Origin of the sequence: Pseudomonas wadenswilerensis (assembly GCF_024749185.1) — a bacterium.
Taxonomy (GTDB): domain Bacteria; phylum Pseudomonadota; class Gammaproteobacteria; order Pseudomonadales; family Pseudomonadaceae; genus Aquipseudomonas; species Aquipseudomonas wadenswilerensis.
This window is the reverse complement of the sequence record NZ_CP087191.1, coordinates 2,751,469-2,777,059: the sequence shown is the minus strand read 5'-3', so window position 1 is coordinate 2,777,059 and position 25,591 is coordinate 2,751,469. Positions and strand designations below refer to the sequence as shown.

The 25,591-nt window shown below is 64.9% G+C and carries 22 protein-coding genes; 4 read left to right on the top strand and 18 right to left on the bottom strand.

Annotated elements, in window-relative coordinates; genetic code table 11:
• Positions 1 to 2: 2 nt before the first annotated feature.
• Genes LOY45_RS12750 through LOY45_RS12740 form a run of 3 tightly spaced genes read right to left on the bottom strand, consistent with a single transcriptional unit; the run spans position 3 to position 3,449 of the window.
• Positions 3 to 830, bottom strand: coding sequence for an ABC transporter permease (locus LOY45_RS12750; protein WP_115086556.1), 828 nt, complete (start codon positions 828 to 830; stop codon positions 3 to 5).
• A gap of 3 nt (positions 831 to 833) precedes the next feature.
• Positions 834 to 1,793, bottom strand: coding sequence for an ABC transporter permease (locus LOY45_RS12745; protein WP_115086555.1), 960 nt, complete (start codon positions 1,791 to 1,793; stop codon positions 834 to 836).
• Between the two features lie 54 nt (positions 1,794 to 1,847).
• Positions 1,848 to 3,449 carry an ABC transporter substrate-binding protein gene (locus LOY45_RS12740; protein WP_233673400.1) on the bottom strand — a complete coding sequence of 534 codons (1,602 nt, stop codon included), beginning with the start codon at positions 3,447 to 3,449 and terminating at the stop codon, positions 1,848 to 1,850.
• Between the two features lie 215 nt (positions 3,450 to 3,664).
• Here LOY45_RS12740 and LOY45_RS12735 point away from each other — a divergent pair, with 215 nt between their 5' ends.
• Positions 3,665 to 4,105: an Rrf2 family transcriptional regulator gene (locus LOY45_RS12735; RefSeq protein ID WP_115086553.1), complete on the top strand. Its 441-nt coding sequence runs from the start codon at positions 3,665 to 3,667 to the stop codon at positions 4,103 to 4,105.
• Between the two features lie 14 nt (positions 4,106 to 4,119).
• Here the strand turns inward: LOY45_RS12735 and LOY45_RS12730 are convergent, their stop codons facing one another.
• From LOY45_RS12730 to LOY45_RS12670, 13 genes are all read right to left on the bottom strand, one after another.
• On the bottom strand, positions 4,120 to 5,535 hold the full coding sequence (locus tag LOY45_RS12730) for an aldehyde dehydrogenase family protein (RefSeq protein WP_258579236.1): 1,416 nt from the start codon (positions 5,533 to 5,535) through the stop codon (positions 4,120 to 4,122).
• A complete protein-coding gene (locus LOY45_RS12725) occupies positions 5,528 to 6,718 on the bottom strand; it encodes a pyridoxal phosphate-dependent aminotransferase (protein ID WP_134062584.1) in 1,191 nt (396 codons plus the stop codon). Before LOY45_RS12725 ends, LOY45_RS12730 begins: the two co-directional genes overlap by 8 nt.
• A 28-nt stretch (positions 6,719 to 6,746) precedes the next feature.
• Complete coding sequence (locus LOY45_RS12720; RefSeq protein WP_258579235.1) at positions 6,747 to 8,354, bottom strand: 5-guanidino-2-oxopentanoate decarboxylase; 1,608 nt, start codon at positions 8,352 to 8,354, stop codon at positions 6,747 to 6,749.
• 10 nt (positions 8,355 to 8,364) lie between these two features.
• A complete protein-coding gene (locus LOY45_RS12715) occupies positions 8,365 to 10,455 on the bottom strand; it encodes an acetate--CoA ligase family protein (RefSeq protein ID WP_258579234.1) in 2,091 nt (696 codons plus the stop codon).
• A gap of 14 nt (positions 10,456 to 10,469) precedes the next feature.
• The gene (locus LOY45_RS12710) at positions 10,470 to 11,630 is read right to left on the bottom strand and encodes an acyl-CoA dehydrogenase family protein (RefSeq protein WP_115086548.1); all 1,161 of its coding nucleotides are present in this window, start codon (positions 11,628 to 11,630) and stop codon (positions 10,470 to 10,472) included.
• A gap of 31 nt (positions 11,631 to 11,661) precedes the next feature.
• Positions 11,662 to 12,453 carry an enoyl-CoA hydratase/isomerase family protein gene (locus LOY45_RS12705; RefSeq protein ID WP_115086547.1) on the bottom strand — a complete coding sequence of 264 codons (792 nt, stop codon included), beginning with the start codon at positions 12,451 to 12,453 and terminating at the stop codon, positions 11,662 to 11,664.
• Between the two features lie 256 nt (positions 12,454 to 12,709).
• Complete coding sequence (locus LOY45_RS12700) at positions 12,710 to 14,113, bottom strand: amino acid permease (RefSeq protein ID WP_115086546.1); 1,404 nt, start codon at positions 14,111 to 14,113, stop codon at positions 12,710 to 12,712.
• 202 nt (positions 14,114 to 14,315) lie between these two features.
• Entirely contained in the window at positions 14,316 to 16,571 is a 2,256-nt protein-coding gene (locus LOY45_RS12695) for an ATP-binding protein (RefSeq protein WP_258579233.1), read from the bottom strand.
• Positions 16,568 to 17,341 (bottom strand): substrate-binding periplasmic protein, encoded by a 774-nt coding sequence (locus LOY45_RS12690; protein WP_258579232.1) that lies wholly within the window; start codon positions 17,339 to 17,341, stop codon positions 16,568 to 16,570. The genes LOY45_RS12695 and LOY45_RS12690 overlap by 4 nt, the downstream gene beginning before the upstream one ends.
• 4 nt (positions 17,342 to 17,345) lie before the next feature.
• On the bottom strand, positions 17,346 to 18,062 hold the full coding sequence (locus tag LOY45_RS12685; protein ID WP_134062574.1) for a response regulator: 717 nt from the start codon (positions 18,060 to 18,062) through the stop codon (positions 17,346 to 17,348).
• A gap of 72 nt (positions 18,063 to 18,134) precedes the next feature.
• Complete coding sequence (locus LOY45_RS12680) at positions 18,135 to 18,779, bottom strand: TetR family transcriptional regulator C-terminal domain-containing protein (RefSeq protein ID WP_115086542.1); 645 nt, start codon at positions 18,777 to 18,779, stop codon at positions 18,135 to 18,137.
• 206 nt (positions 18,780 to 18,985) lie between these two features.
• The gene (locus LOY45_RS12675) at positions 18,986 to 19,741 is read right to left on the bottom strand and encodes a class II aldolase/adducin family protein (protein WP_233673406.1); all 756 of its coding nucleotides are present in this window, start codon (positions 19,739 to 19,741) and stop codon (positions 18,986 to 18,988) included.
• 75 nt (positions 19,742 to 19,816) lie between these two features.
• Positions 19,817 to 20,854 carry an ABC transporter substrate-binding protein gene (locus LOY45_RS12670; RefSeq protein ID WP_115086540.1) on the bottom strand — a complete coding sequence of 346 codons (1,038 nt, stop codon included), beginning with the start codon at positions 20,852 to 20,854 and terminating at the stop codon, positions 19,817 to 19,819.
• A gap of 183 nt (positions 20,855 to 21,037) precedes the next feature.
• Here LOY45_RS12670 and LOY45_RS12665 point away from each other — a divergent pair, with 183 nt between their 5' ends.
• From LOY45_RS12665 to LOY45_RS12655, 3 genes are read left to right on the top strand one after another with little or no spacing between them, the layout of a single operon-like run.
• The gene (locus LOY45_RS12665) at positions 21,038 to 22,987 is read left to right on the top strand and encodes an oxidoreductase (protein WP_115086539.1); all 1,950 of its coding nucleotides are present in this window, start codon (positions 21,038 to 21,040) and stop codon (positions 22,985 to 22,987) included.
• A 46-nt stretch (positions 22,988 to 23,033) separates the two neighbouring features.
• On the top strand, positions 23,034 to 23,639 hold the full coding sequence (locus LOY45_RS12660) for a helix-turn-helix domain-containing protein (protein ID WP_115086538.1): 606 nt from the start codon (positions 23,034 to 23,036) through the stop codon (positions 23,637 to 23,639).
• A gap of 24 nt (positions 23,640 to 23,663) precedes the next feature.
• Positions 23,664 to 24,410, top strand: coding sequence for an enoyl-CoA hydratase (locus tag LOY45_RS12655; RefSeq protein ID WP_115086537.1), 747 nt, complete (start codon positions 23,664 to 23,666; stop codon positions 24,408 to 24,410).
• A gap of 111 nt (positions 24,411 to 24,521) precedes the next feature.
• Here the strand turns inward: LOY45_RS12655 and LOY45_RS12650 are convergent, their stop codons facing one another.
• Both LOY45_RS12650 and LOY45_RS12645 read right to left on the bottom strand, forming a co-directional pair.
• Positions 24,522 to 24,776 (bottom strand): acyl-CoA-binding protein, encoded by a 255-nt coding sequence (locus tag LOY45_RS12650; protein WP_115086536.1) that lies wholly within the window; start codon positions 24,774 to 24,776, stop codon positions 24,522 to 24,524.
• 208 nt (positions 24,777 to 24,984) lie between these two features.
• Positions 24,985 to 25,287: a DUF6124 family protein gene (locus tag LOY45_RS12645; protein WP_115086535.1), complete on the bottom strand. Its 303-nt coding sequence runs from the start codon at positions 25,285 to 25,287 to the stop codon at positions 24,985 to 24,987.
• Positions 25,288 to 25,591: the final 304 nt, after the last annotated feature.

Sequence of the window (25,591 nt, the reverse complement as noted above, 5' to 3'; positions counted from 1 at the left end):
ACTCAGCACTCCTTCAGGCCGCTGGACTTATGCAGCACCCAGTCCACGACAAAGTTGACGCTGACGGTGATCAGCGCCACCGCCAGGGCCGGCAACAGCGGGCTGATATCGCCGAAGGTGATCAGCACGGCGTTGTCGCGGACCATGCTGCCCCAGTCGGCAGTCGGCGGCTGGATGCCCAGGCCGAGGAACGACAGCGCACTGATGAACAGAAAGACAAAGCAAAAGCGCAGGCCGAACTCGGCAATCAGCGGCGCTGCGGCATTGGGCAGCACCTCGCGGCTGACCAGCCACCACAGCCCCTCCCCGCGCAGGCGCGCGGCCTCGACAAAGTCCTGGACCACCACGGTCATCGCCACCGCCCGCGACAGGCGAAACACCCGGGTGGCGTCGAGCAGCGCGATCACCAGCACCAGCGACGTGGCGTTGGTGCCGACCACGCTGAGGATCAGCAAAGCGAAGATCAGCTGCGGGATGGCCATGAGGATATCCACCAGCCGCGACAGGCCCTGGTCGATCCAGCCGCCCCTGATCGCCGCCACCAGGCCGCAGAAACCGCCGACGGCAAAGGCCAGCAGCGTGGTCAGGAAGGCAATCCCCAGGGTGTTGCGCGCGCCATACACCAGGCGGCTGAACATGTCGCGGCCAAGGTTGTCGGTACCCAGCAGGAACTGCCCGCCCCAGGGCGCAAAGCCCTCGCCGACCACTTCGGTCTCGCCAAACGGCGCCAGCACCGGCGCAAACAGCGCCACCAGGATGTACAGGACAATCACCAGCAGGCCGAACTGGGCGCTCAAGGGGGCCCGCAACAACGGTTTGATCAGGCTCATGGCTTACCCCTTCGGATGCATCAGCCGTGGGTTGCTGGCAATCGACAGCACGTCGGCCGTGGTATTGAGCAGGATGTAGGTGGCCGCGAAGATCAGGCTGCAGGCCTGCACCACCGGGATGTCGCGCTTGGCCACCGAGTCGACCAGCAACTGGCCGAGCCCCGGGTAGACGAACACCACTTCGACCACCACCACGCCGACCACCAGGTAGGCCAGGTTCAGCGCCACCACGTTGATGATCGGTGCCAGGGCATTGGGCAAGGCGTGGTGGAAGATGATCCGCGCCTGGCTGATGCCCTTGAGCCGGGCCATCTCGATATACGGGCTGGCCAGCAGGTTGATCAGCGCCGCACGGGTCATGCGCATCATCTGCGCGATCACCACCAGACTCAGGGTCAGTACCGGCAGCAGCGAACGCTCCAGCACCTCGGCGAAGGACGCGCCCGGGGCCAGGTTGGAGATGCTCGGCAACCAGTTGAGCTTGACCGCGAACACCAGGATCAGGATGTAGGCGACGAAGAACTCCGGGAACGACACTGCGCTCAGGGCGCTGGTGTTGAGCAGGCGGTCGAACCAGCTGTTGCGGTACAGCGCCGCGAGCATGCCCAGCAGCAAGGCCGCCGGTACCGACACCAGCGCCGCCAGCAAGGCCAGGGTAAAGGTGTTGCCCAGGCGTGCGCCGATCAGCTCGGCGATCGGCCGCTGGTTGGCCAGCGACAGGCCCAGGTCCCCGTGCAGCAGTTGCCAGGCCCAGTGGCCGAAGCGGGTCAGCGGCGGCAGGTCCAGGCCCAGTTGGGCGCGGAACGCCGCGACGGTCTCGGGAGTTGCCGCCTGGCCGAGCATGGCCTGGGCGACGTCGCCCGGGAGCATGCCAACGGCCAGGAAGATGATCACCGACACCGCGAACAGCGACAACAGGCCCAGGGCCAGGCGCTGGAGCAGCAGTTTGCAAAGACTATTCACCGTACAGCTCCTCGAACAGGCTCAACCAAGAAAGGTGCAATCCGCTCGTGCGGCTTACGCCTGCCACCAGCGCTCGATCAGCCGCAAGCCGTCGAGTTCGCCGTAGGGCGCGGTCAGCCCGCCGTGGGCCACACGCTTGGAGCGCGCGGCCACGGAGCTGGCAAACAGCGGCACGATCGCCCCGCCCTCGTCCCGGCACAGGGCCTGCATTTCGTTGTACATCTCCTGGCGCAGCGGCGCGTTCATCTCGCCGCGGGCGGCATTGAGCAGCTGGTTGAAGCGGGCGTTGTCCCAGTGGGTCTCGTTCCAGGCCGCGCCCTTGGCGTAGCCGATGCTGAACATGCGGTCGGCGGTCAGGCTGCTGTACCAGAACGAGGTAGTGAATGGCTGTTTCATCCACACATTGGAGAAAAAACCATCGGCCGGTTCGCGCACCACGTCGATGTCGATGCCGGCCTGGCGCGCCTGCTCCTTGAACAGCACCGAGGCGTCCACCGCACCGGTGTAGGCGGCGTCCGAAGCCTGCAGGCGCACCTTGAGCGAATCGACCCCGGCCTGGCGCAGGTAAAAGCGCGCCTTGTCCGGGTCATAGCCACGCTGCTCCAGGGCGCTGTTGATGAAGCGGCTGCCGGGCTGGATCGGGTGATCGTTGCCGATCTGGCCATAACCGTAGAGCACCGAGGCCAGCAGGGTTTCGCGGTTGATCGCGTGCTTGAGCGCCAGGCGGATGTTGTTGTCCTGGAACTGCTGGCTGTCGGTGAGCATCGGGAAGGTGTAGTGCTGGGCGCCCTTGGTCTCTTCGATGACCAGGTTGGGATTACGCTTGAGCAGCGCGACGGTTTTCAGGTCGACCTTGTTGATCACATCGACCTGGCCGGTGACCAGGGCATTGACCCGCGCCGCGCCGTCGGCGATGGCCAGCAACTCGGCACTGGCGAAATGCGCGCGGCCGGCTTTCCAGTAATCCGGGCTGCGTTCGAGGTCCATGCGCACGCCGGGTTCGAAGCCCTTGAGGCGATAGCCGCCGGTGCCAACCCCGGCCTGCCAGTCGGCACCGCCGTCCTTGGCCGGCATGATCACCAGGTGATAATCGGCGACCACATAGGCGAAGTCGGCGTTGCCCGAGTGCAGTACGAACACCACCGTATCGTTGCCCTGGGCCTGGACCTTGGCGACATCGCCAAGCACGGTCTTGGCCGCCGAGGTGGATTTGTCGCCCAGGTGATGCTGGATCGAGGCAACCACGTCGCCGGCATCGAGGGTCTTGCCGTTGTGGAAGGTCACGCCCTGGCGCAGGGTGAAGGTCCAGATGCGGGCATCGGGGCTGGACTCCCAGCGCTCGGCAAGCTCGGGGATCGCCGTGCCGTCGACGCTGATTTCGCTCAGGGTGTTGTACACCGCCGAGAAGCCGACAAAGGTAAAGGTGTCGCTCCACGAGCCCGGGTCGCGGGAGTCGGTGGTACTGCCCCCGGCCAGGCCCATGCGCAGCACGCCGCCGGCCTTGGGCGTGGCCTCCTCGGCCCAACCGCGCAGCGGCAGGCCGAGCGAGAATGCACCGGCAATGGCCGCCGCCGTCGCGCTGTACTTGAGAAAATCCCGACGCGGCAAACCGCTGTCGTGCATCGCTTGAGTAATCTTGTTGTTGTTATCGCTCATGGCATTGCCCCTGTAGAACTGCAGAGAAAAGGATTCAGCCAACCTCGCACGCATCGATGCAAATATTTGTAATTGTCATCGTGACAAATACATTAAACTCAAAATCAGTTCGCTGCCAATCCCCTTCCTCTGTAGGAGCGGGCTTGCCCCGCGATAGCGTTTTGTCTGTAACATCGATCGCGGGGCAAGCCCGCTCCTACAGGGATTTTCGCCAGATGAGCCAGTCGACCCGCCTGATCACCGCCTCGTACATCCTCTCGTTCGTGGCCGCCAACGCGCCGCAAAAACTGCGTACCGAGACCATCGCCAAGTGGGTCAAGACCCATCCCACGCGGGTGCGCAGCCTGGTGTCGCTGATGGTCAAGGCCAACATCCTCAAGTCCTGGCGCGGCGCCCATGGCGGCCTGACCCTGGCCCGCCCGGCCAGCGAAATCACCCTGCGCGAGGTCTACGACGCGGTGCAGGAAAGCTCGCTGATCGCCGAGAAGATCGACAACCCGTTCTCCGGCCTGGAAGACCACTGCAAGGTGTTCGAGGTGTTCACCCGCCTGTTCGCCATGCTCGAAGCCAACATGCGCCTGGACCTGGGCGCTATCACCGCCGACCAGTTGTTCGTGGCCTTCGACAAACCGCAGGACAACGTCGGGCAGGCCTGAACCTGCCCGCCACTTCAGAGCTGAATAGCCTTGGTCTCGACGAACTCGGCCAGACCCTCCTCGCCCCACTCGCGACCATTGCCCGAGGTCTTGTAGCCGCCAAACGGCGCCTGGTAGTTGAACGCCGCACCATTGATGAAGCACTGCCCGGCGCGCAGTTGCCGGCCCAGTTGCAGGGCCCGCTCGCGGTCCGCCGCCCACACCGCGCTGGACAGGCCGAAGGGTGAGTCGTTGGCCAGGGCAACCCCTTGCGCCTCATCGGCATAGGGAATCAGGCACAGCACCGGGCCGAAGATCTCTTCCTGGGCAATCCGCATGCGGTTGTCGACGTCGGCGAACAGGGTCGGCGCCACGTAGAAACCGCGCTCAAGGCCTGACACGGTGTCACCGCCACACAGCAGCCGTGCGCCCTCCTCCTGGCCAATGCGGATGTAGTCCAGCACGGTGCGCCGCTGCGCCGCCGAACACATGGGGCCGAGGAAGCTGTTCGGGTCTTGCGGGTCGCCCATGACCAGTTGGCGGGTTTCATCCAGGGCGATTGCCAGGGCCTCTTCATAGCGGCTGGCGGGCAGCAGCATGCGGGTCAGGGCCGTGCAGGTCTGCCCGGAGTTGATCATCACGTCCTGCACGCCATAGCGCACCGCGGCGTCGAGGTCGGCATCGGCGGTGATCAACAGCGGCGACTTGCCGCCCAGTTCCAGGCACACGCGCTTGACCGACGGCGCCGCGGCCTGGGCCACGCGCACGCCAGCACCGGTGGAGCCGGTGAACGAGACCATGTCCACCTGCGGGTGACGGGCCAGCGCCTCACCGACCTTGGAGCCCGGCCCGCTGACCAGGTTGAACACCCCGGCCGGCAAGCCAATGGCCTCGATCATTTCGGCCAGTAAAAACGCGTGCAGCGGGGTTTCCTGGCTCGGCTTGACCACCACCGTGCAACCCGCGGCCAACGCCGGGGCCAGCTTGCCGATCAACTGGTGCAGGGGGTAGTTCCAGGGGTTGATGAACGCACAAACGCCCACCGCCTCGCGCACTACCAGCGAATTGCCGACTTCGCGTACCTCGTCCATCAGCCCGGCCAGTTCGATGTACTGCTCAAGGCCGACAATCGGCCCGTCGATCTGCACCGCCCGGCACCACTGCACCGGCATGCCCAGCTCGCGGGTGATGACGGCCGCCATCTCATCGGCGCGGGCCTTGAGCTGTTCGGCCAGGGCGCGAATGTAGCCGGCGCGTACACTGGACGGGGTTTGCGACCAGCTGCCAAAGGCGTTGCGCGCCGCTGCCACCGCCCGGTTGACGTCTTGCTCGTCGCCCAGCGGCACCCGGCCTGCCACTGCTTCGGTGGCCGGGTTGATCACTTCGGCCAGGCCCTGGCCCGACGGCAACTGCCAGCTGCCATCGATAAACAGCCGCGGGTAGTCACGCATGGGCTTTGCCCTCCATCAGTTCAGCCGCGCAACGGGCAATGCGCTGGCAGGCCTCGCGCAGCGGTTCGGCGCCGAGCACCAGGCCCAGGCGGATATGCCCGGCGGCGCTGGGGCCGAAGGCTTCGCCGGCGAGCACCGAGACGCCGTGGTGATCGAGCAGGCGATAAGAGAACGCCTGGGCGCTGAGGCCGGTTTCACGGATGTCGACCATCACGAACATGCCGCCATCGGGCTTGAGCGCACGCAGGCCTGGGCAATCGGCCAGGCACGCGCAGACCAGGTCGCGGCGCTGGCGGTACGCTTCACGCATGGCCGCCAGCTCCGGCAGTTGTTGCTCCAGGGCGACCACTGCCGCGTCCTGGATGAAGTCCGGCGAGCCGTAGAGCATGCACAGCGCCAGGTTCTCCAGGTGCGTGGCCAGCGCTGGCGAGCCCACTACCCAGCCGACCCGCCAGCCAGTCATGGCATGGGACTTGGACAGGCTGTTGAGGGTCGCCGTGCGCTCGGCCATGCCCGGCAGGCTGCCGGGGCTGATGTGCTCGCCGTCGTACAGCAGCTCGCTGTAGACCTCATCGGAGATCAACCACAGGTCATGGGCAATGCACAACTCGGCCAGCGCCTCCCAGGTAGTGCGCGGCAGGCTGGCGCCGGAGGGGTTGTGCGGGCTGTTCAGGGCCAGGGCGCGGGTCTTGCTGGTGATGCGCGCGGCGACATCTTCGGCCTGGACCCGGAAGCCGTGCTCCGGGCGCACCGGCACCGGGATCACCGTGGCGCCACAGGCGCCGAACACGGCCTCATAGGTGACGTACATGGGCTCGGCGACAATCACTTCGTCGCCGGGGTTGAGCACGCACTGGGCCACGCAGAACAGCGCACACTGGGCCCCGGCCAGCACCGTCACCTGATCGGCGGCGGTCGGCTGGCCGCTGCGTTGCTGATGCCGGCGGGCAATGGCCTGGCGCAGGGCCAGCTTGCCGCGTACGTCGGAGTAATGAGTGTGGCCGTTCTGCAGGCTGTCGATGGCGGCCTGGACGATCGGCGCCGGGGTGTCGAAATCCGGGTCGCCAACCGACAGCAACAGCACGTCTTCGCCTTTTTCCAGCAGTTCCAGGGCGCGGTAGTGGATGTCCCAGGCAGCGGCGCCGTCACCGGCGATACGTTGGGTCAGATCGGAAAAGCGCATGGCAGTCTCCCAAAAAAGCGGTTGAAGCTCAGCGCGCGCAAGCGTGCTTGAGCTCGATCAGGGTTACGCCGTTGCGGGCAAAGCCGCTGCGCAGTTCCCGTTGCAGGTCATCCAGGCTGTGCGGCTGCGCCACGCTGCAACCAAAGGCCCGGGCCAGGCCGATGAAGTCCGGGTTGCGCGGCAGCACGCCGATCGGCTCGATATCCAAACCGAGCATGTCATCGCGAATCTGCCCCAGGGCATCGTTGTTCCACAGCAGTACCACCAGCGGGCGCTCCAGCTCTTCGACCGCGGTGGCCAGTTCCTGGGCGGTGTAGAGGAAACCGCCATCGCCGACCAGCACCAGGCCTGGGCGATCATCCGTGGCGAACATGCCGCCAATCCCGGCCGGCAAGCCGTAACCGAGGGTGCCGTAGCCGGTCGGGTGCAGCCAACTGCGGGGGGCGCGGCTGGCATAGACATAGTTGCCGGTGTAGGCCAGCTGGGTCATGTCGGTGCTGATGAACGCATTGGCCGGCAGCTCGGCCGCGACCCGGTCAAGGATCGCCTGGTGAATCGCCTGCAGCGGGCCATGGCTGGCCTTGACCGCCTGGCGCAGGCTGGCGACAGCATCCATGGCAGCGCCGGCATCGCGCGACGTTTGCGGCAAACGCTCGAGCAAGGCGGCGACGGTCTGCCGGGCATCGCCCTGCAGGGCCACGGCGCAGGGATAGAAATCGTTGAACTTGCGCGGATCGATATCCACCCGCAGCAACTCGCCATTGAGCTGCAGCCGCTCGCGCCAGAAGTCGGTGTCGGCCATTTCGGTGCCGACCGCGAGGATCACGTCGGCCTCGGCAATCAGTTGCCAGCCCGGCTCCACGCACAAGGACGAACCGGCATTGAGCGGCGCATCCGGTGGCAGCAGACCCTTACCGGCAACGCTGGTGAACAGCGGCGCGGCCAGGCGCGTGCTCAGTTGTTGCAGTTCCTGGGCAGCGGCCAGGGCACCGCCACCGGCGATGATCATCGGCCGTCTGGCGCCTGCCAGTTTGCCGGCTGCCTGATCCCGCACACTACTGGCCGGCACGCCCCGGCCCGGGCGGCGCACCACTTCATTGCTCCAGTCGCGGGCGACCGGTGCGGCCAGCACATCCAGCGGCACCGAGATATGCACCGGACGCGGGCGTTCGCTGTCAAATACCGCATAGGCACGGGCGATCAGCCCAGGCAGGTCCTCGGCGCTCAACGCCACGGCAGAGAACGCCGTGATCGGCGCGGTCATGGCGCGCTGGTCCTGGGTTTCGTGCAGGCAGCCCCAGCCTTTGCCCAGGCTGGCGGTGTGGTTGACGCTGGAAATTACCAGCATCGGGATCGAGTCGGCATAGGCCTGGCCGATGGCGGTGGCGGCGTTGGTAACGCCGGGGCCGGTGATGACGAAGCACACCCCCGGCTTGCCGCTGACCCGCGCATAACCGTCGGCCATGAAGCCCGCGCCCTGTTCATGGCGGGTCAGCACGTGGCGGATGCCGCTGCCGGGCAGGCCACGGTACAACTCCAGGGTGTGCACCCCGGGAATGCCGAACACGGTATCGACGCCGTAGTTGGCCAACAGGCGCACCAGGGCCTGGCCACCGGTCAATGAGCTGTTGTGCATGTTCATCTCCTTACACCTGGCCGAGGCGAATCAACGCATCGACCGCGGTGGTGCCCTGGGCACCGACCATTAATGGGTTCACATCCAGTTCCAGCAATTGCGCAGCGTTTTCGCAGGCGTAGTCGGCGACCGCACGGATCGCTGCCACCAGCGCCTCCAGGTCAGCCGCCTCGCGGCCACGAAAACCCTGGAGCAAGGCCGCGCTGCGCAGGCCGAGCACGGCCTTGCGGATGGCGCCGTCGGTGGTCGGCAGCAACAGGCTCTTGCTGTCCTTGAGCAGCTCGACGAGGATCCCGCCGGCACCGATCACCAGGGCCAGGCCGAAGTCGTTCTCGCGCTTGATGCCGACGATCAGCTCGGCCAGCGGCGCGCTGGCCATGGGCTCGAGCAGCAGCTGATCGAACGCGACACCCGGCGCATAGGTGCCGATCCGTGCGCGCATCTGCTCCAGCGCCGCGCCCAGGGCCTGGGCGTCGCGCAGGTTGAGGGCGACGGCACCGGCTTCGGTCTTGTGCGGCAGTTGCGCACTGACCGCCTTGAGCACCAGCGGGTAGCCGACTTGCTGCGCATTGGCCAGGGCCTGCTCCGGCGTGCTCAACACGCCCTTGGGTACCGGCAGGCCAAACGCCTGCAAGGCTTGTTTCGATTGCCATTCGTTGAGCAGCTCGCTCTCGCCTTGCAGCGCCTGCGGGCACAACGGCGGCAACGCTGACTCGCCCAGGTCGAGCAGCGCCTGGCGTTGGCCCTGGTATGCGGCAATCCGCCCCCAGGCCGCCAGGCCATCCTCGACGCCCTGCAGCGCGGCAATGCCATGGGCATGCAGGCGCTCGCGGGCGAAGGCCGGCAGCAGTTCGGGCAAGGCCGAGGTGACAAAGCCGGTCTTGCCGTGACGCTTGAGCGCCGCGCAGTACAGCTCCAGCAGCAGGTCGCACTCCTTGCGCTCGCCGGTAAACTCCGCCGGGTAGTCGAGCACCAGCATGGCGGCATCGGCCTCGGTGCGCAGGGCGCTGTCGAGCATGCGCTCAAGCGCGGCGCCGTCGCCCCAGATCGCCGTGGTGAAGTCCAGCGGGTTGACCAGGTTGGCATAGGTTGGCAGCACCTGGGCCAGCTCGCGGACCTGGCCATCATCCAGCTTCGGCAGGCTCAGATCGTTGCGTTCGGCATAGTCGGCGATCAGCCCGGCATCGCCACCGGAGCAAGCCAGGGCGATCAGGCTGCCGCCCTTGGGCAAGTGGCCGCAGGCGGCGGCCTTGAGGGTTTCGACAAAGCTCACCGGGCCGCTGACGCGGATCACCCCCAGGCGCTCGAACAGGCTGTCGTACAGCGCATCGGAGCCGGACAGCGAGCTGGTGTGGCTCAGCGCCAGTTCCGCACCGATTTGCGACACCCCGGTTTTCAGGGCGATGATCGGGATGCCCTTCTCCAGCGCCTTGTGCCCCGCGCGGGCAAAACCCGGCACATTCTTCAGGCCTTCCAGGTGCAGGCCGATGGCAGTGACCCGCGGCTCATCGAGCAGCACGTCCATCAGTTCGGCAATGCCGATCTGCGCCTGGTTGCCCACCGAAGCCATGTAGGCCACCGGCAGCGAGCGGTCGCTCATGGACAGGTTGTAGGCAAAATTGCCGCTCTGGGTCAGCACCGCCACGCCCTTCTCTACTGCCTTGCCGCCATGGGCCACCGGCCACAGCGCAGCGCTGTGCAGGTAATCGAGCAGGCCATAACAGTTAGGGCCGAGCAGCGCCATGTCGCCGGCGGCCTCAAGCAGTTGCTGTTGCAGGGCCTGGCCTTCGGCGCCGGTTTCGGCAAAGCCCGAGGCGTAGCAGATCGCCCCGCCGGCACCCTTGGCCGCCAGCTCGGCCACGCAGGTCAGGGTCAGCTCGCGGTTGGTGGCGATGAACACCGCATCCGGCGCACAGGGCAGTTCGCCGACGCTGCGCACGCACGGCACGCCATCGAGGCTGTCGTGCTGCGGGTTGACCAGCCACATCTGCCCCTGGTAACCGCCCTCGGCGCAGCGCTTGAGCGCCCGGGCCATGCTGCGCCCGCCGACAAACGCCAGGTGGCGCGGGGCGAGCAGGCGTTTGAGATTGTCTCGTAACATGAGCAGGCTCCTGATCAGCGCAACAGCGGGCGCAGCAGTTCACGGGAAATGATGTGCCGCTGGATCTCCGAGGTACCCTCCCAGACCCGCTCGATCCGCGCATTGCGCCAGATCCGCTCGACCGGCCCTTCGTCCATCAGGCCCATGCCGCCGTAGATCTGCACCGCCTCGTCGGCAACCTTGCCCAGCACTTCACTGGCAAACAGCTTGGCCATGCCCGCCTCGCCATCGGTCATCGTGCCCTGGTCCATCTTCCAGGCCGTGTGCAGGGTCAACAGCTCGGCGGCGCGGATCTGCGTGGCCATGTCGGCGAGCTTGAACGAGATACCCTGGTAGGTGCCGATCGGCTGGCCGAACTGCTTGCGGTCGGCCGCCCATTGCAGCGACACGTCCAGGGCGCGCTGGGCCTGGCCAACACAGTTGGCGGCGACCATCACCCGCCCGGCGGTGAGCCAGGCGTTGGCCACTTCCCAACCCTTGCCGACTTCACCCAGCACCTTGCTGGCCGGCACCGTGCAGTCATCGAAGAACAGCTCGAAGGTGTGATAACCGCGGTTGCTCACGCACTTGGGCCCGCGGCGGATGGTCATGCCCGGGGTGCCGCGGTCGACCAGGAAGGCGGTCACCGCGTTGCGCGTCTTGCCGTTGTGCTCGTAGGTGTCGGTGACGGCAAAGACAATGGCGAAATCGGCGTGGCCGGCATGGCTGATGAAGTGCTTGCTGCCGTTCAGTACGAAGTTGTCACCCTCGCGCACGGCGCGGGTCTTGATCGCATTGGCATCGGAGCCGGCACCCGGTTCGGTGAGGGCAAAGCAGTCGGTCTTCTCGCCCTGGATGCACGGCAGCAGGTAGTCGTTGATCTGTTCGTCCTTGCAGGCCATGAGGATCTTCGACGGCCGCGCGACAAACACATGCAGGGCCCACGACACCTTCGACAGCTCGCGCTCGATCAGCGCCTGGGACAGGTAATCGAGACCGCCACCGCCGACTTCCTCAGGCATGTTGAAGGCATAGAAGCCAGCGGCGATGGCCTTGCCGCGAATCTGCGCGGCGAGCTCCGGCGACACCTCGTCGGCGCGGTCGACCGCCTCTTCATGGGGCAATAACTCCTTGGCGACAAAACTGCGTACCGCTTCCACCAACATTTGTTGTTCTTGGGTCAGTTGGAAATTCATGAGTCGATCCTGAAGAAGTTCTTGTAAGTTGTTATTTACCAACGAAATTAGCGGTGCGCTTTTCGACGGCAGCACGCAACGCTTCGGCGCCATCCTCGCTACGCCCGCACAGCAGCCCGGCGGCAAGCTCGGCCTGTAGCTGCTCGCCCAGGGTGCGCTGGGCGCCGTCACGAATCAGCCGTTTGGTCTGGGCGAAGGCGAAGGTCGGGCCCTTGGCCAGGCGCCCGGCCAGCTCGGCGGTCACCGCCAGCAACTGCTCATCGGCGCACACCTCACCCACCAGTCCCGCTGCCAGGGCGCGCTCGGCCCCCCACAGCTCATCGAGGAACAGCAGGCGCTTGGCCTGTTCGCTGCCGATCAGCCGCGGCAGGTGCCAGCTGGCGCCGGCATCCGGGCTGTAGGCCATGCTGGTGTAGCCGGCCTTGAACCGCGCCGAGGCGGCGGCCACGCGCAGGTCGCAGCACAGGGTCAGGTCCATGCCGGCGCCGACGGCAGTGCCGTTGATGGCGGCGATGGTCGGTTTGTCGAGGCTGTGCAGGCGCTGCATCAGGGCGTGGGCGGTTTCGGTCCAGCCGTAGCTTTCAAGCGCGCCGCGGGCTTCGGCCTCGGCCCACTCGGCAAGGTCGGCGCCTGCGCAGAAGCTGCGGCCGGTGCCGGTCAAGACCACCACGCGCACCGCCGGGTCGGCGTTATGGGCCTCGAGCAAGGCATGCAGGTTTTTCAGGCTGGGGATGTCCAGCGCGTTGCGCTGATCCGGACGGTTGAGGGTGATCCAGGCAATGCCGGCTTCGACCTGGCTGAGCAGCGACGCAGGAGGGGTCATGGGGGGCCTCGAATTATTGTGGTTGGCGTGAGAGGTATGACGTGAGGCCATACTAAACGAGTGTTCAACAAGGAGACAATCGGCTGGATTACTTGCTGTAACAGATGAAGTTACAGATCTAATTGCTTGTTTTTATTAGATTTAAATATTTACTTTGAGAAGTAATGGCCGCGCCTGTTACAACTTTGTACAACCTATCGCGGGGCAAGCCCGCTCCTACATTTACAGGTAGGAGCGAGTTTGCCCCGCGATGGGCTTACACCGACGGCGCCAACACCACCTGGCGCTTGCGGTGAATGATGAAGTACGCCGCGTAACACACTGCGATGAAACCAAAACCCCAGTACAGCGACGGCCGCTGGGTCTCATCCAGGGCCAGGAACACGAACAGCGAACTGCACAGGGCGATGCACAGCAGCGGCACCAGCGGGAACAGCGGCGCGCGGTACTTGAGGTCGCTGAGCTTGCCGCCGCCCTGCAAGTAGGCGCGGCGGAACTTGTACTGGGCCAGGGCAATGACGATCCAGGTCACCGTGCCGGACATGCCGCTCACCGCCATCAGCACCATGAACAAGGTGTCGGCGGCGACAAAACTGGTCATCAGCGACACCAGGGCAAAGCACAGGGTGATGCTCAGCGCCCGCAACGGCACGCCGCGCTTGCTCAGCGGCGACAGGCTTTTCGGCGCCATGCCGGTCTTGGACATGGCCCAGAGGATGCGCGTGGAGGCATACAGGCCGGAGTTGCCCACCGACAGAATCGCGGTAAGGATGACGAAGTTCATCAGGTCCGCCGCGTAGGGAATGCCGACCATGTCGAACACCTGCACGAACGGGCTCTCCATCAGGCCGGCCTGTTGCCACGGCACAATCGCCGAGAGCACGACGATGGCCAGCACGTAGAAGATCAGCACACGGAACACCACGTTGCGCACTGCGCGGGGGATGCTTTTTTCCGGCTGGTCGGTTTCACCGGCGGCAACGCCCATGATCTCGCAGCCCTGGAAGGCATAGACCACGGTCATCATCACCGCGAACACCGCCGACAGGCCGTTGGGAAACATCGAGTCGCCGATCAGGTTGTTCATCATCGGCGCCGGCTCGCCGCTGGTCAGCGGGATCGCGCCGAAGATCACCAGCACGCCAACGATGATGAAGCCGAGGATCGCCGCCACCTTGATCCCCGAGAACCAGTATTCGGCTTCGCCAAAGGCGCGGGTGGCCAGGGCATTGAGGCCGAACAGCACCACCACGAACAGCGCCGACCAGTACCAGATCGGCACCTCGGGGAACCAGCGCACCATCAGCATGCCGGCGGCGGTGAACTCCAGGCCCACGGTGGTGGCCCAGCTCATCCAGTACACCCAGCCGATCATGAAGCCCGTGGCCGGGCCGATGAACTTGGTGGCGTGGGTCTGGAACGAGCCGGACACCGGCATCTGCACCGACAGCTCGCCCAGGCAGACCATCACCAGGTACATCAGAAAACCCGCCACCAGGTAGGCGAGGATCGCGCCCATGGGCCCGCCCTGGTTGATGGTCACCCCCGAGCCCATGAACAGCCCGGTGCCGATCACCCCGCCCAGCGACAGCATGAAGATATGCCGGCTTTTCAGCGCACGGGTCAGGTGGATGCCTTTACGTTCGGTAGAGTCAGTCATGTCGGCACCTCAACAGTGGTTGAAGCGCGGGAGGGACAGGCGATGGTGCGGGGACGGCTGAGCTTTACGGCAGTTCATTATTATTATCTCCAATAAGCTTCGAAGACCGCGGGCAGCGGTTGCCGTCGATTATTGGAAAGCGATGTAAGGTGGCGTTGTACGTAAAGATCGAAGATGTAAAAAGTCGTAAGGTTTTTGTACGTCAGCGCTGGATCAGCTGTTTCAGGGTTTCGTCGGCCAGGCGCAATTGCTCGGCCAAGGGCGTTTGCAGGGCCTGCAAGGCTGCCGGGGCCTTGTTCAACGCCGCCTCTTCCAGTTCCCGCAGTACCGTCGCCAGGCCGCGAAAACCGAGGGAATCACTACTGCCGGCGAGGCGATGAGCCAGATGCGCGACGTCGGTGCAGTCGCCGGCCTTGAGCGCTTCGGCCAGGGCATCCTGATGCTGCTCGATGGCATCACGCAGCACCGTCAGCAAACCCTGGACTTTCTGTTCACCGAGCAAGCTGCGATGGGTATCGAGCAGCGCCCAGTCCATGCCCTGCCCGGCCACCGGGGCCTCGACCACCTGCCGCTGTTGCGCCAATGCCTGGCGCAAACTGTCGAGCTTCAGCGGCTTGGCGAGGATGCCCTGCATGCCCGCCGCCAGGTAACCGCGCACCAGCGCCGGCTGCACACTGGCGGTCAGCGCCAGGATCCGGCAAGCGCGGTTTGGCCCGGGGGTGCGGCGGATCTGCCGGCACAGCTCGACCCCGCTGATACCCGGCAGATGCACGTCGAGCAGGATCAGGTCGTAGCACCGCTGCGCACAGAGGACCATGGCCTGTTCCCCGTCCTCGGCCATCCACAACCGGTGCCCGTCGCGCTGCAGCAGGCCGCGCACCACGTCGCGGTTCAGTTCGACGTCTTCGACCACCAGGATATCCAGGGCGTGCACCGGCTCTACCGGCGGCACGGTTGCAGCCTGCGCTGCCGCCGTGTGCAGGCTCAATTCGAACCAGAAACAACTGCCCTGCCCCTCGGCACTGTCCAGGCCGATGCGCCCGCCGAGCAGTTCCACCAGGTGTTTGCAGATCGCCAGGCCCAGGCCAGTGCCGCCATAGCGCCGGGCCACGGCTTCGCTGGCCTGGACGAAGCGATCGAAAATCCGCCCTTGCACCGCCGGGTCGATGCCGATGCCGTTGTCGCGAACACTGACCCGCAGCTGCTGCTGGCCTTGCTCCTGGCCCAGCACCTGGACCTCGACACTCACCTCACCGGCCTCGGTGAACTTGATGGCGTTGGCCAGCAGGTTGCTGAGCACCTGGCGCAGGAACTGTTCGGCGCCGTGTTGACGTGGCCCCAACTGGGTATCGATGCGACAGCGCAACACCGTGTCGTTGTTCAGGGCCCGCGGTTCGAGCAGGGTCATGACCTCGTCGCACAGTTGGCGCAGGGAGAAATCCACCGCTTCCGGGTGGCTTTCGCCCTCCTCCAGGCGGGCAAAGTACAGCACTTCGTTGAGGATGGTCAGCAAGCCTTCGCCGGCCTTGTACAGGGCATCCAGGCGCTTGCGGTCCTGGGCGTCGAGATCAGCCTCGCGCAATAATTCGGCCATGCCGAGGATGCCGTTGAGCGGGGTGCGCAGTTCATGGCTCATGGTCGCCAGGAAGCGCGACTTGGCCAGGTTCGCCGCTTCGGCATCATCCTTGGCGCGCATCAGGCTGGCAGTGCGCCGCTCGACCATCTTCTGCAGCTCGTCGCGCTTGTCCTGCAAGGCCAGGCGGTCGACTTCACGGCGGTCGATATCACTGAGAATGGCCCGGCGCATGTCGTCCAGGGCGTGGGCCACGGTGTCGATTTCGTCTGCGCGGGCCGAGCGGCGTTTGTCCAGGCGCAGCGGCTCTTGCCAGTCGCCCGCGCCGATGCGCCGGGCAAACTCGGCCATCACCTGCAAATGGCGAGTGACCAGGCGGTAAAACAAGCCCGACAACGCCACCGCCAGGCCGCAGAGGAACACGCTCATCCACAGCAGGCTGGTCAGCCCGGTGGCGAACAGGCGCCGGTGCACCGCACCCAGGTCGATGCTGACCTCCAGCTCGCCAAGGTGGCGCAACGGCCCGGAAGGCGGTTGATAGTCCAGGGCGAAACGCTCGATGCGCAGCGGCCCTTGTGGCGTCGCTTCGCCCTGTAGCAAGTCGAAGTCGGCACTGCTCAGGCGTACCCGCGCCACATCCGAGAAGTCCACCAGGCCGCGCAACTGCACCTTCAACTGCTCCTGGTTGAGGTCCCAGAGGCTGCGTTCAAGGCTTGCCAGGTAACCGGCGCGAATCAACGCCATGCGCGCGTCGATGTCGCGCATCTCGCGGCGGTACTCGAAATACAGCTGCACGGTGCTGGCCAGCACGGTAAAGCACAGGCTGAACAGCAAGATGAACAACAGCAGGCGCCGCAGCAGGCCACCGGGTTGCAGGCGCATCATTTGGCGTCTGCCGGCAGGTTGACCATGTCGCGGTAGGTGACTTCGCTCTGCTCCAGCCAGCGCTGGATCTCGCCGTTGTCGGTCATGCGCTGCAGTTGCTCGTCGATCTGCGCCATGTGCTGGCTCAAGGGCGAATGCCGCGATACCGCCACCCGCAGGTAGTCGACGCTCAGCGCGGTGGGCAAGGCCTGGATGTCCTTGGCGCCGGGCAGATGCTCGACGAACAGCTGGCCGGTGCGCCGCTCCTGGATGACGAAGTCGATACGCCCGCGAATCAGCTTGCCGAAGTTCTGCTGGCTGTCGGAGACCCATTCGATGTTCTGGTGACGGGCGACGAAGCGGTCGAAGTCAGGCCCGTAGCTTTCGCCGAACAACAGCCCGCCGCGGTAGCTGGCCAGGTCTTCAAGGCGCTCGAAGGTCACCGGCCGCTGGCGATTGAAGAACACTGCCACCTCCTCGCGCAGCACCGGCACCGTGGAAAAGCGCATGCCCTGATCGCGCTGGTCGCTGTTGTAGGCCAGCACCACGTCGACCCGGCCTTCGGCGGCATCGAGCAGGCAGCGCTTCCAGTTGCCCAGCACGACGATCTCCACCTCATAGCCCAGGCGCGCGAACAGCTGGCGCACCACGGTCGGCGCCAGGCCGCGCACCTGCTTGCCGTCGCTCCAGGAAATCGGCGGGTACACCGGGTAGTCGCAATAGCGGACGCGCTCGGCCGCCTGGGCCTGGGCGCCGGGCATCAGCATGGCGAGCCAGAGCAGCCGCCACATATGATCAGGCCGCCACGCTGGCAGTAAACAGGTAACCGGCGCCGTGAATGGTAATGATCAGCTGCGGTTCGGCCGGGTCGTCGTGCAGCTTGCGCCGCAGGCGGCCGACCAGCACGTCGATGGAGCGGTCGTTGGGCACCCATTCGCGGTTGCGGATCTGGTCCATCAACTGGTCGCGGCTCAGGGTATGGCCGCTGTTGCGCAGGAACACGCTGAGCAGCTGAAATTCGCCGTGGGTCAGCAAGGTTTCGCCGCCCTGCGGGTCGATCAGGCGCCGCCGGTCGGTGTCCAGGGCCCAGTCGGCAAACTGCTTGAGCGGGTGATTGGCGGCGCTGGGCGGCTTGCCGGCCTGGGCATGGCGCACCCGGCGCACCAGGTTCTTGGCCCGCGACACCAGCTCGCGCGGGTTCAGCGGTTTGATCACGTAGTCGTCGGCGCCGCATTCCAGACCGACGATACGGTCGATGTCGTCGTTGCGCCCGGTGATGAGGATGATGCCGACTTCCGAGCGCACCCGCAGTTCGCGAGTTAGGGTCAGGCCGTCCTTGCCCGGCAGGCGGATGTCGAGCATGACCAGGTCGACAGCCTGCTCGGCGAGAAAATGCTCGGCCTGCTCCGCCGTGGCGGCGCAGTGCACGTCGTAGCCTTCCTGGGACAGGTAGGCGTGCAGCAAGTCGCGAATAAGCGGATCGTCATCGACGACCAGTACCCGAGGCGTCATTGCGTGTTGTCTCTTGTTATAGGTGTTGTTGTGAAACCCGCGACAGCAGCGTACCCATTACTGAACGACCGATCAACAGCCCTCGGTCAGAGTGAAGCGCCGGCGGCCACCGGCCTGCAGGCCATCGACCCAGGCCTCGCAGATTTGCACGCCCTGCTCCGGGGTGAAGGTGCCCGGGTTGAGCCCGGATTCCAGCCACAGACCGTCGAGCAAGGCGCTCAGGCTGATGGCTGCCAGGTCGGCGTTGAAGGCCTGCCAGCCCTCTTCCGCGGCCAGCTCAGCCAGCAGCCGGCCCAGTTCGTTGCGGTATTCGCCGTAGGAGTGATCGTGCACCTGGTTGATCGCTTCGGCGGTTTTCACCGCGCCCCAGAACGCCAGCCAGGCATCCAGCAACTGCGGGTCGAGCAGTTCGGCGCAGAAGGAGGCGCGAAAGAATGCCGACAGCCGCTCGCGGGCATTGGGCGCGGCTTGGGCCATGGCTTCGCGGATCAGGCCCATGACCCGGCCGGTGACCGCCATGTAAGCCTCGGCGACCAGTTCGTCCTTGCCTGAATAGTGGTGGCTGATCAGCCCCACCGAGACGCCGGCCTCGGCGGAGATCTTGCGAATCGAGGCGCCCTGGAAGCCGTGCCGCTTCAAACACACCAGGGTCGCTTCGACCAGGTTGGCCTTGCGTAGCTCTGGGACCATGCGGCTGTAACGGGCTTCCTGGGTCATGGGGTTTCTCGAACAGAGTGAGTTGCAGGAACCCGGTGGGAGCGGGCCTTGCCCCGCGATCGAGCGCGAAGCGGTCGTAAAAACGGCCAATGCGGTGTGTCTGTTTGCACCGTGTCGACAGGTTTTACTGCTGCTTTGCAGCAGATCGCGGGGCAAGGCCCGCTCCCACAGGATTGCGTATTGAACGACTGTACAACAACTGCTGATCAGTCGCGATAGCCCGGCGCCACCCGCTCCAGCAAGCGCAGCAACGCCGACCAGGCCAGCTGCATGCCGTCCGGATCACTCAACTCGCCTTCCTTCAAGGCCCGCGCCGGTTCGTTGAACTGGCGTTCGGTGTGAGCGCAGACCTCTTCCGTCGGCAACACCAGCTCGCCGGCGGCCATCGCCGTCAGCTGGATTTCGCAGGCTTTCTCCAGGTAATACATGCGCAGGAACGCCTCGCTGACACTGCGCCCGACGCTGAGCAAGCCATGGTTGCGCAAAATCAGCACCGCCTTGTCACCCAGGTCATCGACCAGGCGCACTTGCTCGGCCATGTCCAGGGCGATGCCTTCGTAATCGTGGTAGGCAACCTTGCCATGGAACTCCATGGAAATCTGGTTCACCGGCAACAACCCGCACTTGAGCGCCGCCAGCGCGCAACCGGCCTTGGTGTGGGTGTGCAACACGCACTGGGCATCCTCGCGGGCACCATGGATGGCACTGTGGATAACGAAACCGGCCGGGTTGACCGGGTACGGCGACGCCTCCACCGCCTTGCCCTGCAGGTCGATCTTGACCAGGTTGGAGGCGCTGATTTCATCGAACATCAAGCCGTAGGGGTTGATCAGAAAATGATGCTCGGGGCCGGGAATGCGCACCGAGATATGGGTAAAGATCAGGTCGGTCATGCGAAAGTGCGCGATCAACCGGTAGCAGGCGGCCAGTTCCTGGCGCAGGTGGATTTCGGTCTCGGTCATTATTGTTGTCCTCAGGCGAAAGGCTGGCCAGACAATAGGGCTGGACATCGTTCGATGTCCAGCCACAGCGAGGGTTCAGCGGCTGGCCCAGGCGTTGAAACGCTCCTCGAGCTCATCGCCATGATCGACCCAGAACTCGACATTCATCGACAACGCGCCTTCAAGGTTTTGCCTGGAGGTCGGCACCCAGCTGGCCAGCTTCGGATCTAGCTCGGCAGCGGCCTGGGTGTTGGTCGGCCCGTAGGGGATTTCCTTGACGTAGCGCACCTGGGTGTCGGGCTGGTTGGCGAAGGCGATCAGGCGCTTGGCCTGGTCAACATGCCTGGAGCCCTTGATGATCGCCCAGTAGTCCATGCCATACAGGCTGCCGGGCCACACCAGGGCCAGCGGGCTGCCCTCCTGGGCGGCGACGGCGACCCGGCCGCTGTAGGTCGAGGTCATGACCACGTCACCGGCGCTCAGCCACTGCGCCGGTTGCGCGCCGGCTTCCCACCACTGGATGTAGGGCTTGAGCTCGCTGAGCTTGTTGAAGGCGCGGTCGACCCCCTCGGGGGTGGCCAGGACCTTGTACACGTCCTCGACCTTGACCCCGTCGGCCATCAGCGCGAACTCCAGGTTGTACACCGCACGCTTGCGCAGGCCGCGCTTGCCGGGGGTTTTCTTGACGTCCCAGAAATCCGCCCACGAGGTCGGTGCCTGGGCCAGCTTGTTGCGGTCGTAGGCGATCGCCACGCTCCACACCAGCACCGCCGAGCCACACTCCTGGGCGGCATCGGGGATCAACTGCTCGGCGCGGCCGAGCTGGGTCCAGTCGAGGCGCTCGTACATGCCCTCGTCGCAGCCGCGCATCAGGTCCGGGCCTTCGATCTGCACCAGGTCCCAGTCGACGTTGCCGGTATCGACCATGACCTTGATCCGGGCCATTTCGCCGTTGTACTCGCTCTGGATCAACGTGCTGCCGTCCTGGGCACTGAAAGGCTTGAAGATCGCCGCATCCTGGGCTTTCTGGCCGGCGCCGCCGTAGGCGACCACGACCATGTCCGGTGCTGCCTGGACGGCGCCGACAGCAAGGGCGAACAACCAGGGAGAGCGCTTGAGCAGATTCGATTTCATCAATGGTTCCTCTTGCCGGTACCACGTGATGCGTGGCCCGTTTTCTTGTTGTTGTGAGGTGTGCCCCAGGACCCGGGGTGATTGCACGCTAGTCAAAGGCCAGTAAAAAAACAAGTTGATTTTTTACTGGCGGTACACTTCTATAGAAAAATAATAACAACACCCCGCTGGAGCCTGACCCGCATGTCGACCTTCGCGCACCTGTTCGAACCGCTGCAAATCCGTGGCAAACGCCTGAAGAACCGCATCATGTCCAGCGGACACGACACCTCGATGCCCACCGACAACCTGGTCAACGAGCGCCTGATCGCCTACCACCAGGCCCGCGCCGCCGGCGGCGTCGGCCTGATCGTGCTGCAGGTGGCCGGGGTGCACGACAGCGCCCGCTACACCTCCCACGTGCTGATGGCCACCGACGACGCCTGTATCGAGGGTTACCGCCAGCTGGCCGAGACCTGCCATGCCCATGGCACCGTGGTGCTGTCGCAGATTTTCCACCCGGGGCGGGAAATCATGGAGTCCAGTGATGGCCTGCTGGCGGTGGCCTACTCGGCATCGGCGGTGCCCAACGAGCGCTTTCGGGTGATGCCGCGGGCACTGGACCAGGGGATGATCGACGAGATCGTCGCCGGTTACGCCGCCGCGGCCCGGCGCCTGCACCAGGCCGGCATCGATGGCGTCGAGGTGGTTGCCAGCCACGGTTACCTGCCCGCGCAATTCATCAACCCACGGGTCAACCGCCGCAGCGATGGCTACAACGGCGAGTTGCAGCAGCGGCTGCGCTTTGTCCGCGAAGTGATCGCGGCGGTACGTGCGGCGACGGCAGACGATTTCATCATCGGCCTGCGCATCAGCGCCGATGAGCGCGATGCCGAGGGCCTGACCGAGGATGAATCGCTGGCGGCGGTGAAGATGCTGCAGGCCGAGCTGGATTATGTGCATATCGTCGCCGGCACCTCGGCGTCGCTGGGTGGCGCGGTACATATCGTCCCGCCCATGGCCATCGAAGCGGCGTACCTGGCGCGTGAGGCCGGGACCTTCAAGGCGCAACTGAGCATTCCGCTGTTCGTCACCGGGCGCATCAACCAGCCCCAGGAAGCGGAGCTGATCCTCGCCCGTGGCCAGGCCGATGTCTGCGGCATGACCCGCGCGCTGATCTGCGACCCGCAGATGCCCAACAAAACCCGCAGCGATCGCGCCGAAGACGTGCGCGCCTGCATCGCCTGCAACCAGGCGTGCATCGGACATTTTCACAAGGGCCTGCCAATCTCGTGCATCCAGCATCCGGAAACCGGGCGCGAGCAGCAGTTCGGCACCCTGCAGGCAGCGACTACACGCAAGCGGGTGATGATCGCCGGTGGCGGCCCGGCCGGCATGAAAGCCGCGGCGGTGGCCGCAGCGCGTGGCCATGACGTCACTTTGTATGAAGCCAGCGCCCAGCTCGGCGGCCAGGTGTTGCTCGCGCAACTGCTCCCGCGCCGGGCCGAGTTCGGCGGTGCCAGCACCAACCTGCAACGGGAGATGCACCTGGCCGGGGTCAAGGTGGTGCGCAACACGCGCGTGGATCGCGCCCTGGTCGAGCGCGAGCAGCCCGACCTGGTGATCGTCGCCACCGGCGCCGAACCTTACTGGCCGGCCTTCGAGCGCGGCGGCGAACTGCAGGTGGTCGACGCTTGGCAAATCCTGCGCGGCGAGGCCAAGCCCGGGCGCTCGGTGCTGGTGGTCGACTGGCGCTGCGACTGGATCGGCCCGGGCATCGCCGAGCGCCTGGTGCGTGAAGGCCACCAGGTGCAACTGGCGGTCAACGGCACCCACTGCGGCGAAAGCCTGCCACTGTACGTACGCGACCAGATGGCCGGCGAGCTGCACAAGCTGGGCATCCCGATCACCCCCTATGCACGCCTGTACGGCTGCGACGACAACACCGTGTACCTGCAACACACCGCCAGCGGCGAACCGATGATCTTCGAAGACATCGACACCCTGGTGCTGTGTCAGGGCCATCAGCCGGTCGATAGCCTCGCCGCCGAGCTGCACGGCCTGGTCGAGGTGAAACGCATTGGCGACTGCCTGGCCCCGCGCACGGTGGAAGAAGCCGTCTACGACGGTTTGAAGGTCGCCTGGAGCCTGTAAGCCTGTTTATACTCCGGGGCTTTGACAGTGCGGTTCGGAGCACGCCATGAGCAACAGCAGCAAGACGCCGCCCGCCGCCAGCCAGGAAGGCACCAGCGCCCCGCATTTTCTCGGCACCCGCATCCGCGGCCTGCGTAAGCGCCGCGGCATGACCCTGGCCGAGCTTGCCGAGCAAAGCGAGCTGACTGCCGGCTACATCAGCCAGCTGGAGCGCAACCTTTCCTACCCGTCGATCCCGGCGCTGTTCAATATTGCCCGCAGCCTCGGCGTGACCATCCAGTGGTTCTTCGCCAGCGAAGCCAGCACCGCCCCGGAAGACAACGGCTACGTGGTGCGCAAGAACAGCCGCCTGAGCGTGCATTACGAAGACGGTATCGTCGACCAGTTGCTGACCCCGCAACCCAACCGCCAGCTGGAGATTCTGCATTCGCGCTTCCCGCCGGGCACCTACAGCCAGCAAAGCTACAGCCACGACGGCGAAGAAGCCGGCTACCTGCTGTCCGGCAGTTTCGAGCTGTGGGTCGGCGAGCGGCATTTTCAGCTGAGCGAAGGCGACAGCTTCAGTTTTTCCAGCCAGGAGCCGCACCGTTACGGCAACCCTGGCGAGGTGGATGCGGTGGTGATCTGGGTGATCACCCCGCCGACGTTCTGATACCTACAACAACAAAGGCAAGCCATGAACGAGTTGATCACACGGGACCTGCACCAGGGCCTGCTGACCCTGACCTTCAACCGCCCAGACAAGCTCAATGCGCTGAACACCGCGATGTATACGCAACTGGGCGATCAGTTGCTGGCAGCGACTGAGGACGCTGAAGTCGAGGTTATCCTGCTGACCGGTGGCCCGCAGTGCTTTTGCGCCGGCAACGACCTGAAGGACTTTCTCGACAACCCGCCCAGCGACATGGACAGCCCGGTGTTCCGCCTGATGCGGCTGGTCATGGCCCTGGACAAGCCATTGATTGCGGCGGTGGCGGGGCCGGCCATCGGCATCGGCACCACCCTGCTGCTGCACTGCGACCAGGTGCTGGTGAGTCGTTCGGCCAAGCTGCGCATGCCGTTCGTGCCACTGGGCTTGTGCCCGGAGTTTGGTTCCAGCCTGTTGCTACCGCGGCTGCTCGGCCATGCGCGTGCGGCGCGGTTGTTGCTATGCAATGAACTGCTCACGGGCGAACAGGCCGTTGAATGGGGCCTGGCCAATGAACTGCATGAGGATGGTGAGCAGTGCCTGGCAGCGGCGCGCAAACTGGCCGAGCGCCTGCAGGCCTTGCCGCAGGATGCGCTACGGATCAGCAAGCGCTTGCTCAAGGATGCCCATCGGCAGGAGCTGGAGGTCACTGTTCAACGTGAAGGCTTGCTGTTTATCGAGCGTCTGCACACGCCCGAGGCGAAAGCGGCGTTGCGGGCGTTGGTCAAGGATTGACGATTGCGGCCTCATCGCGGGGCAAGCCCGCTCCCACCGGTTTGATGTGATCCTGTAGGAGTGGGCTTGCCCCGCGATGCTATACCGAGTCCACCCGAAGACTTGGACATCTCACGCAAGATTACTGACAAAATCGATATAACGCTGCTTGGCTTCATCTTGAGCGGTGCCCTTCAAACTATTCCAGGCATCCCATTTCGCCTTGCCGCTAAAGTCCAGCATTCCAGGACGGAGCGTATTGTTATCCCCGTCGATGGCTTGTTTGCTCAACCCGTAGAGTTCAAGCAACTGACCATCCGTTGGCCTCGATTCTAAGTTAGATACTTTGTACTTTGCTTCATTGAACTGATCATCCAGAACACTCATCACCCACCTCACAGAAATCAATTGCCCAGGCCCACGCCGAGGTCCCCAGTATCAATGCCTGGGGCTTAAGCACAACTGACAAAAGTGATAGTTCTTTACAGTAAAGCTGAATACCCCTTATCGCCAGACAACGACAGAATTAACATCATCGCGGGGTCAGCACCACCCGGTGGGAGCAGGCTTGCCCCGCGATCCAGGCAACGCCGAATCAGTCTTTCATCACCCTCAACTCAATCCCATCCAACAACGCATCCACCAGCGCCCTGGCCAGCTCCACCGATTGCTGGGCCGACCAGACAAACCCTCGTCCTTCCTCACTGCAGTGCTGCACCGCCTGGCCAATAGTGGCGCTGGCGCTCTTGAGGTACAGCAAGGCATGCACCAGCGCGTCTTCGGCGCTGACACCTGCGCACACGCTGAACAAGGGTGGGTGCTCCGGGCAACTATTGACAGGGGTTTCGACGGTTTCAGCGAGGTGCAGGCTTGGGGGATCGGGGACGAGCTTTTTCATGGTCAACTCCTAACTTGTGGAGCCGCCACGCTTTCGTCGCCAAACAAAATGGGTGGCAGCTGTACGCGGGTTGGCGAACCGGTAAGTTAGGAACCCGGCAGGGCCGAAGCCCTCCCGCGCACAGCCACCATAGAGAGTCATGGTGATGTCTTAACTTGTCCGGGTCGCCAAACCCGATCACCGAACATTCAGTGACCGAGCGAGCCTAGTGTGCAGACCTTCCCCGGGCAAGCGCGTGATATCGACAGACTGCGTAGGATAGGTCCTAGGACCTGAGGTTGGCTAGCGCTGTGCCGGCCTCATC

Bases quoted from the DNA above. Each gene is read 5' to 3' on its own strand.
- LOY45_RS12750 (WP_115086556.1), bottom strand. From the start codon at position 830: ATGAGCCTGATCAAACCGTTGTTGCGGGCCCCCTTGAGCGCCCAGTTC.
- LOY45_RS12740 (WP_233673400.1), bottom strand. From the start codon at position 3,449: ATGAGCGATAACAACAACAAGATTACTCAAGCGATGCACGACAGCGGT.
- LOY45_RS12735 (WP_115086553.1), top strand. From the start codon at position 3,665: ATGAGCCAGTCGACCCGCCTGATCACCGCCTCGTACATCCTCTCGTTC.
- LOY45_RS12730 (WP_258579236.1), bottom strand. From the start codon at position 5,535: ATGCGTGACTACCCGCGGCTGTTTATCGATGGCAGCTGGCAGTTGCCG.
- LOY45_RS12725 (WP_134062584.1), bottom strand. From the start codon at position 6,718: ATGCGCTTTTCCGATCTGACCCAACGTATCGCCGGTGACGGCGCCGCT.
- LOY45_RS12720 (WP_258579235.1), bottom strand. From the start codon at position 8,354: ATGCACAACAGCTCATTGACCGGTGGCCAGGCCCTGGTGCGCCTGTTG.
- LOY45_RS12715 (WP_258579234.1), bottom strand. From the start codon at position 10,455: ATGTTACGAGACAATCTCAAACGCCTGCTCGCCCCGCGCCACCTGGCG.
- LOY45_RS12710 (WP_115086548.1), bottom strand. From the start codon at position 11,630: ATGAATTTCCAACTGACCCAAGAACAACAAATGTTGGTGGAAGCGGTA.
- LOY45_RS12705 (WP_115086547.1), bottom strand. From the start codon at position 12,453: ATGACCCCTCCTGCGTCGCTGCTCAGCCAGGTCGAAGCCGGCATTGCC.
- LOY45_RS12700 (WP_115086546.1), bottom strand. From the start codon at position 14,113: ATGACTGACTCTACCGAACGTAAAGGCATCCACCTGACCCGTGCGCTG.
- LOY45_RS12695 (WP_258579233.1), bottom strand. From the start codon at position 16,571: ATGATGCGCCTGCAACCCGGTGGCCTGCTGCGGCGCCTGCTGTTGTTC.
- LOY45_RS12690 (WP_258579232.1), bottom strand. From the start codon at position 17,341: ATGTGGCGGCTGCTCTGGCTCGCCATGCTGATGCCCGGCGCCCAGGCC.
- LOY45_RS12685 (WP_134062574.1), bottom strand. From the start codon at position 18,062: ATGACGCCTCGGGTACTGGTCGTCGATGACGATCCGCTTATTCGCGAC.
- LOY45_RS12680 (WP_115086542.1), bottom strand. From the start codon at position 18,779: ATGACCCAGGAAGCCCGTTACAGCCGCATGGTCCCAGAGCTACGCAAG.
- LOY45_RS12675 (WP_233673406.1), bottom strand. From the start codon at position 19,741: ATGACCGAGACCGAAATCCACCTGCGCCAGGAACTGGCCGCCTGCTAC.
- LOY45_RS12670 (WP_115086540.1), bottom strand. From the start codon at position 20,854: ATGAAATCGAATCTGCTCAAGCGCTCTCCCTGGTTGTTCGCCCTTGCT.
- LOY45_RS12665 (WP_115086539.1), top strand. From the start codon at position 21,038: ATGTCGACCTTCGCGCACCTGTTCGAACCGCTGCAAATCCGTGGCAAA.
- LOY45_RS12660 (WP_115086538.1), top strand. From the start codon at position 23,034: ATGAGCAACAGCAGCAAGACGCCGCCCGCCGCCAGCCAGGAAGGCACC.
- LOY45_RS12655 (WP_115086537.1), top strand. From the start codon at position 23,664: ATGAACGAGTTGATCACACGGGACCTGCACCAGGGCCTGCTGACCCTG.
- LOY45_RS12650 (WP_115086536.1), bottom strand. From the start codon at position 24,776: ATGAGTGTTCTGGATGATCAGTTCAATGAAGCAAAGTACAAAGTATCT.
- LOY45_RS12645 (WP_115086535.1), bottom strand. From the start codon at position 25,287: ATGAAAAAGCTCGTCCCCGATCCCCCAAGCCTGCACCTCGCTGAAACC.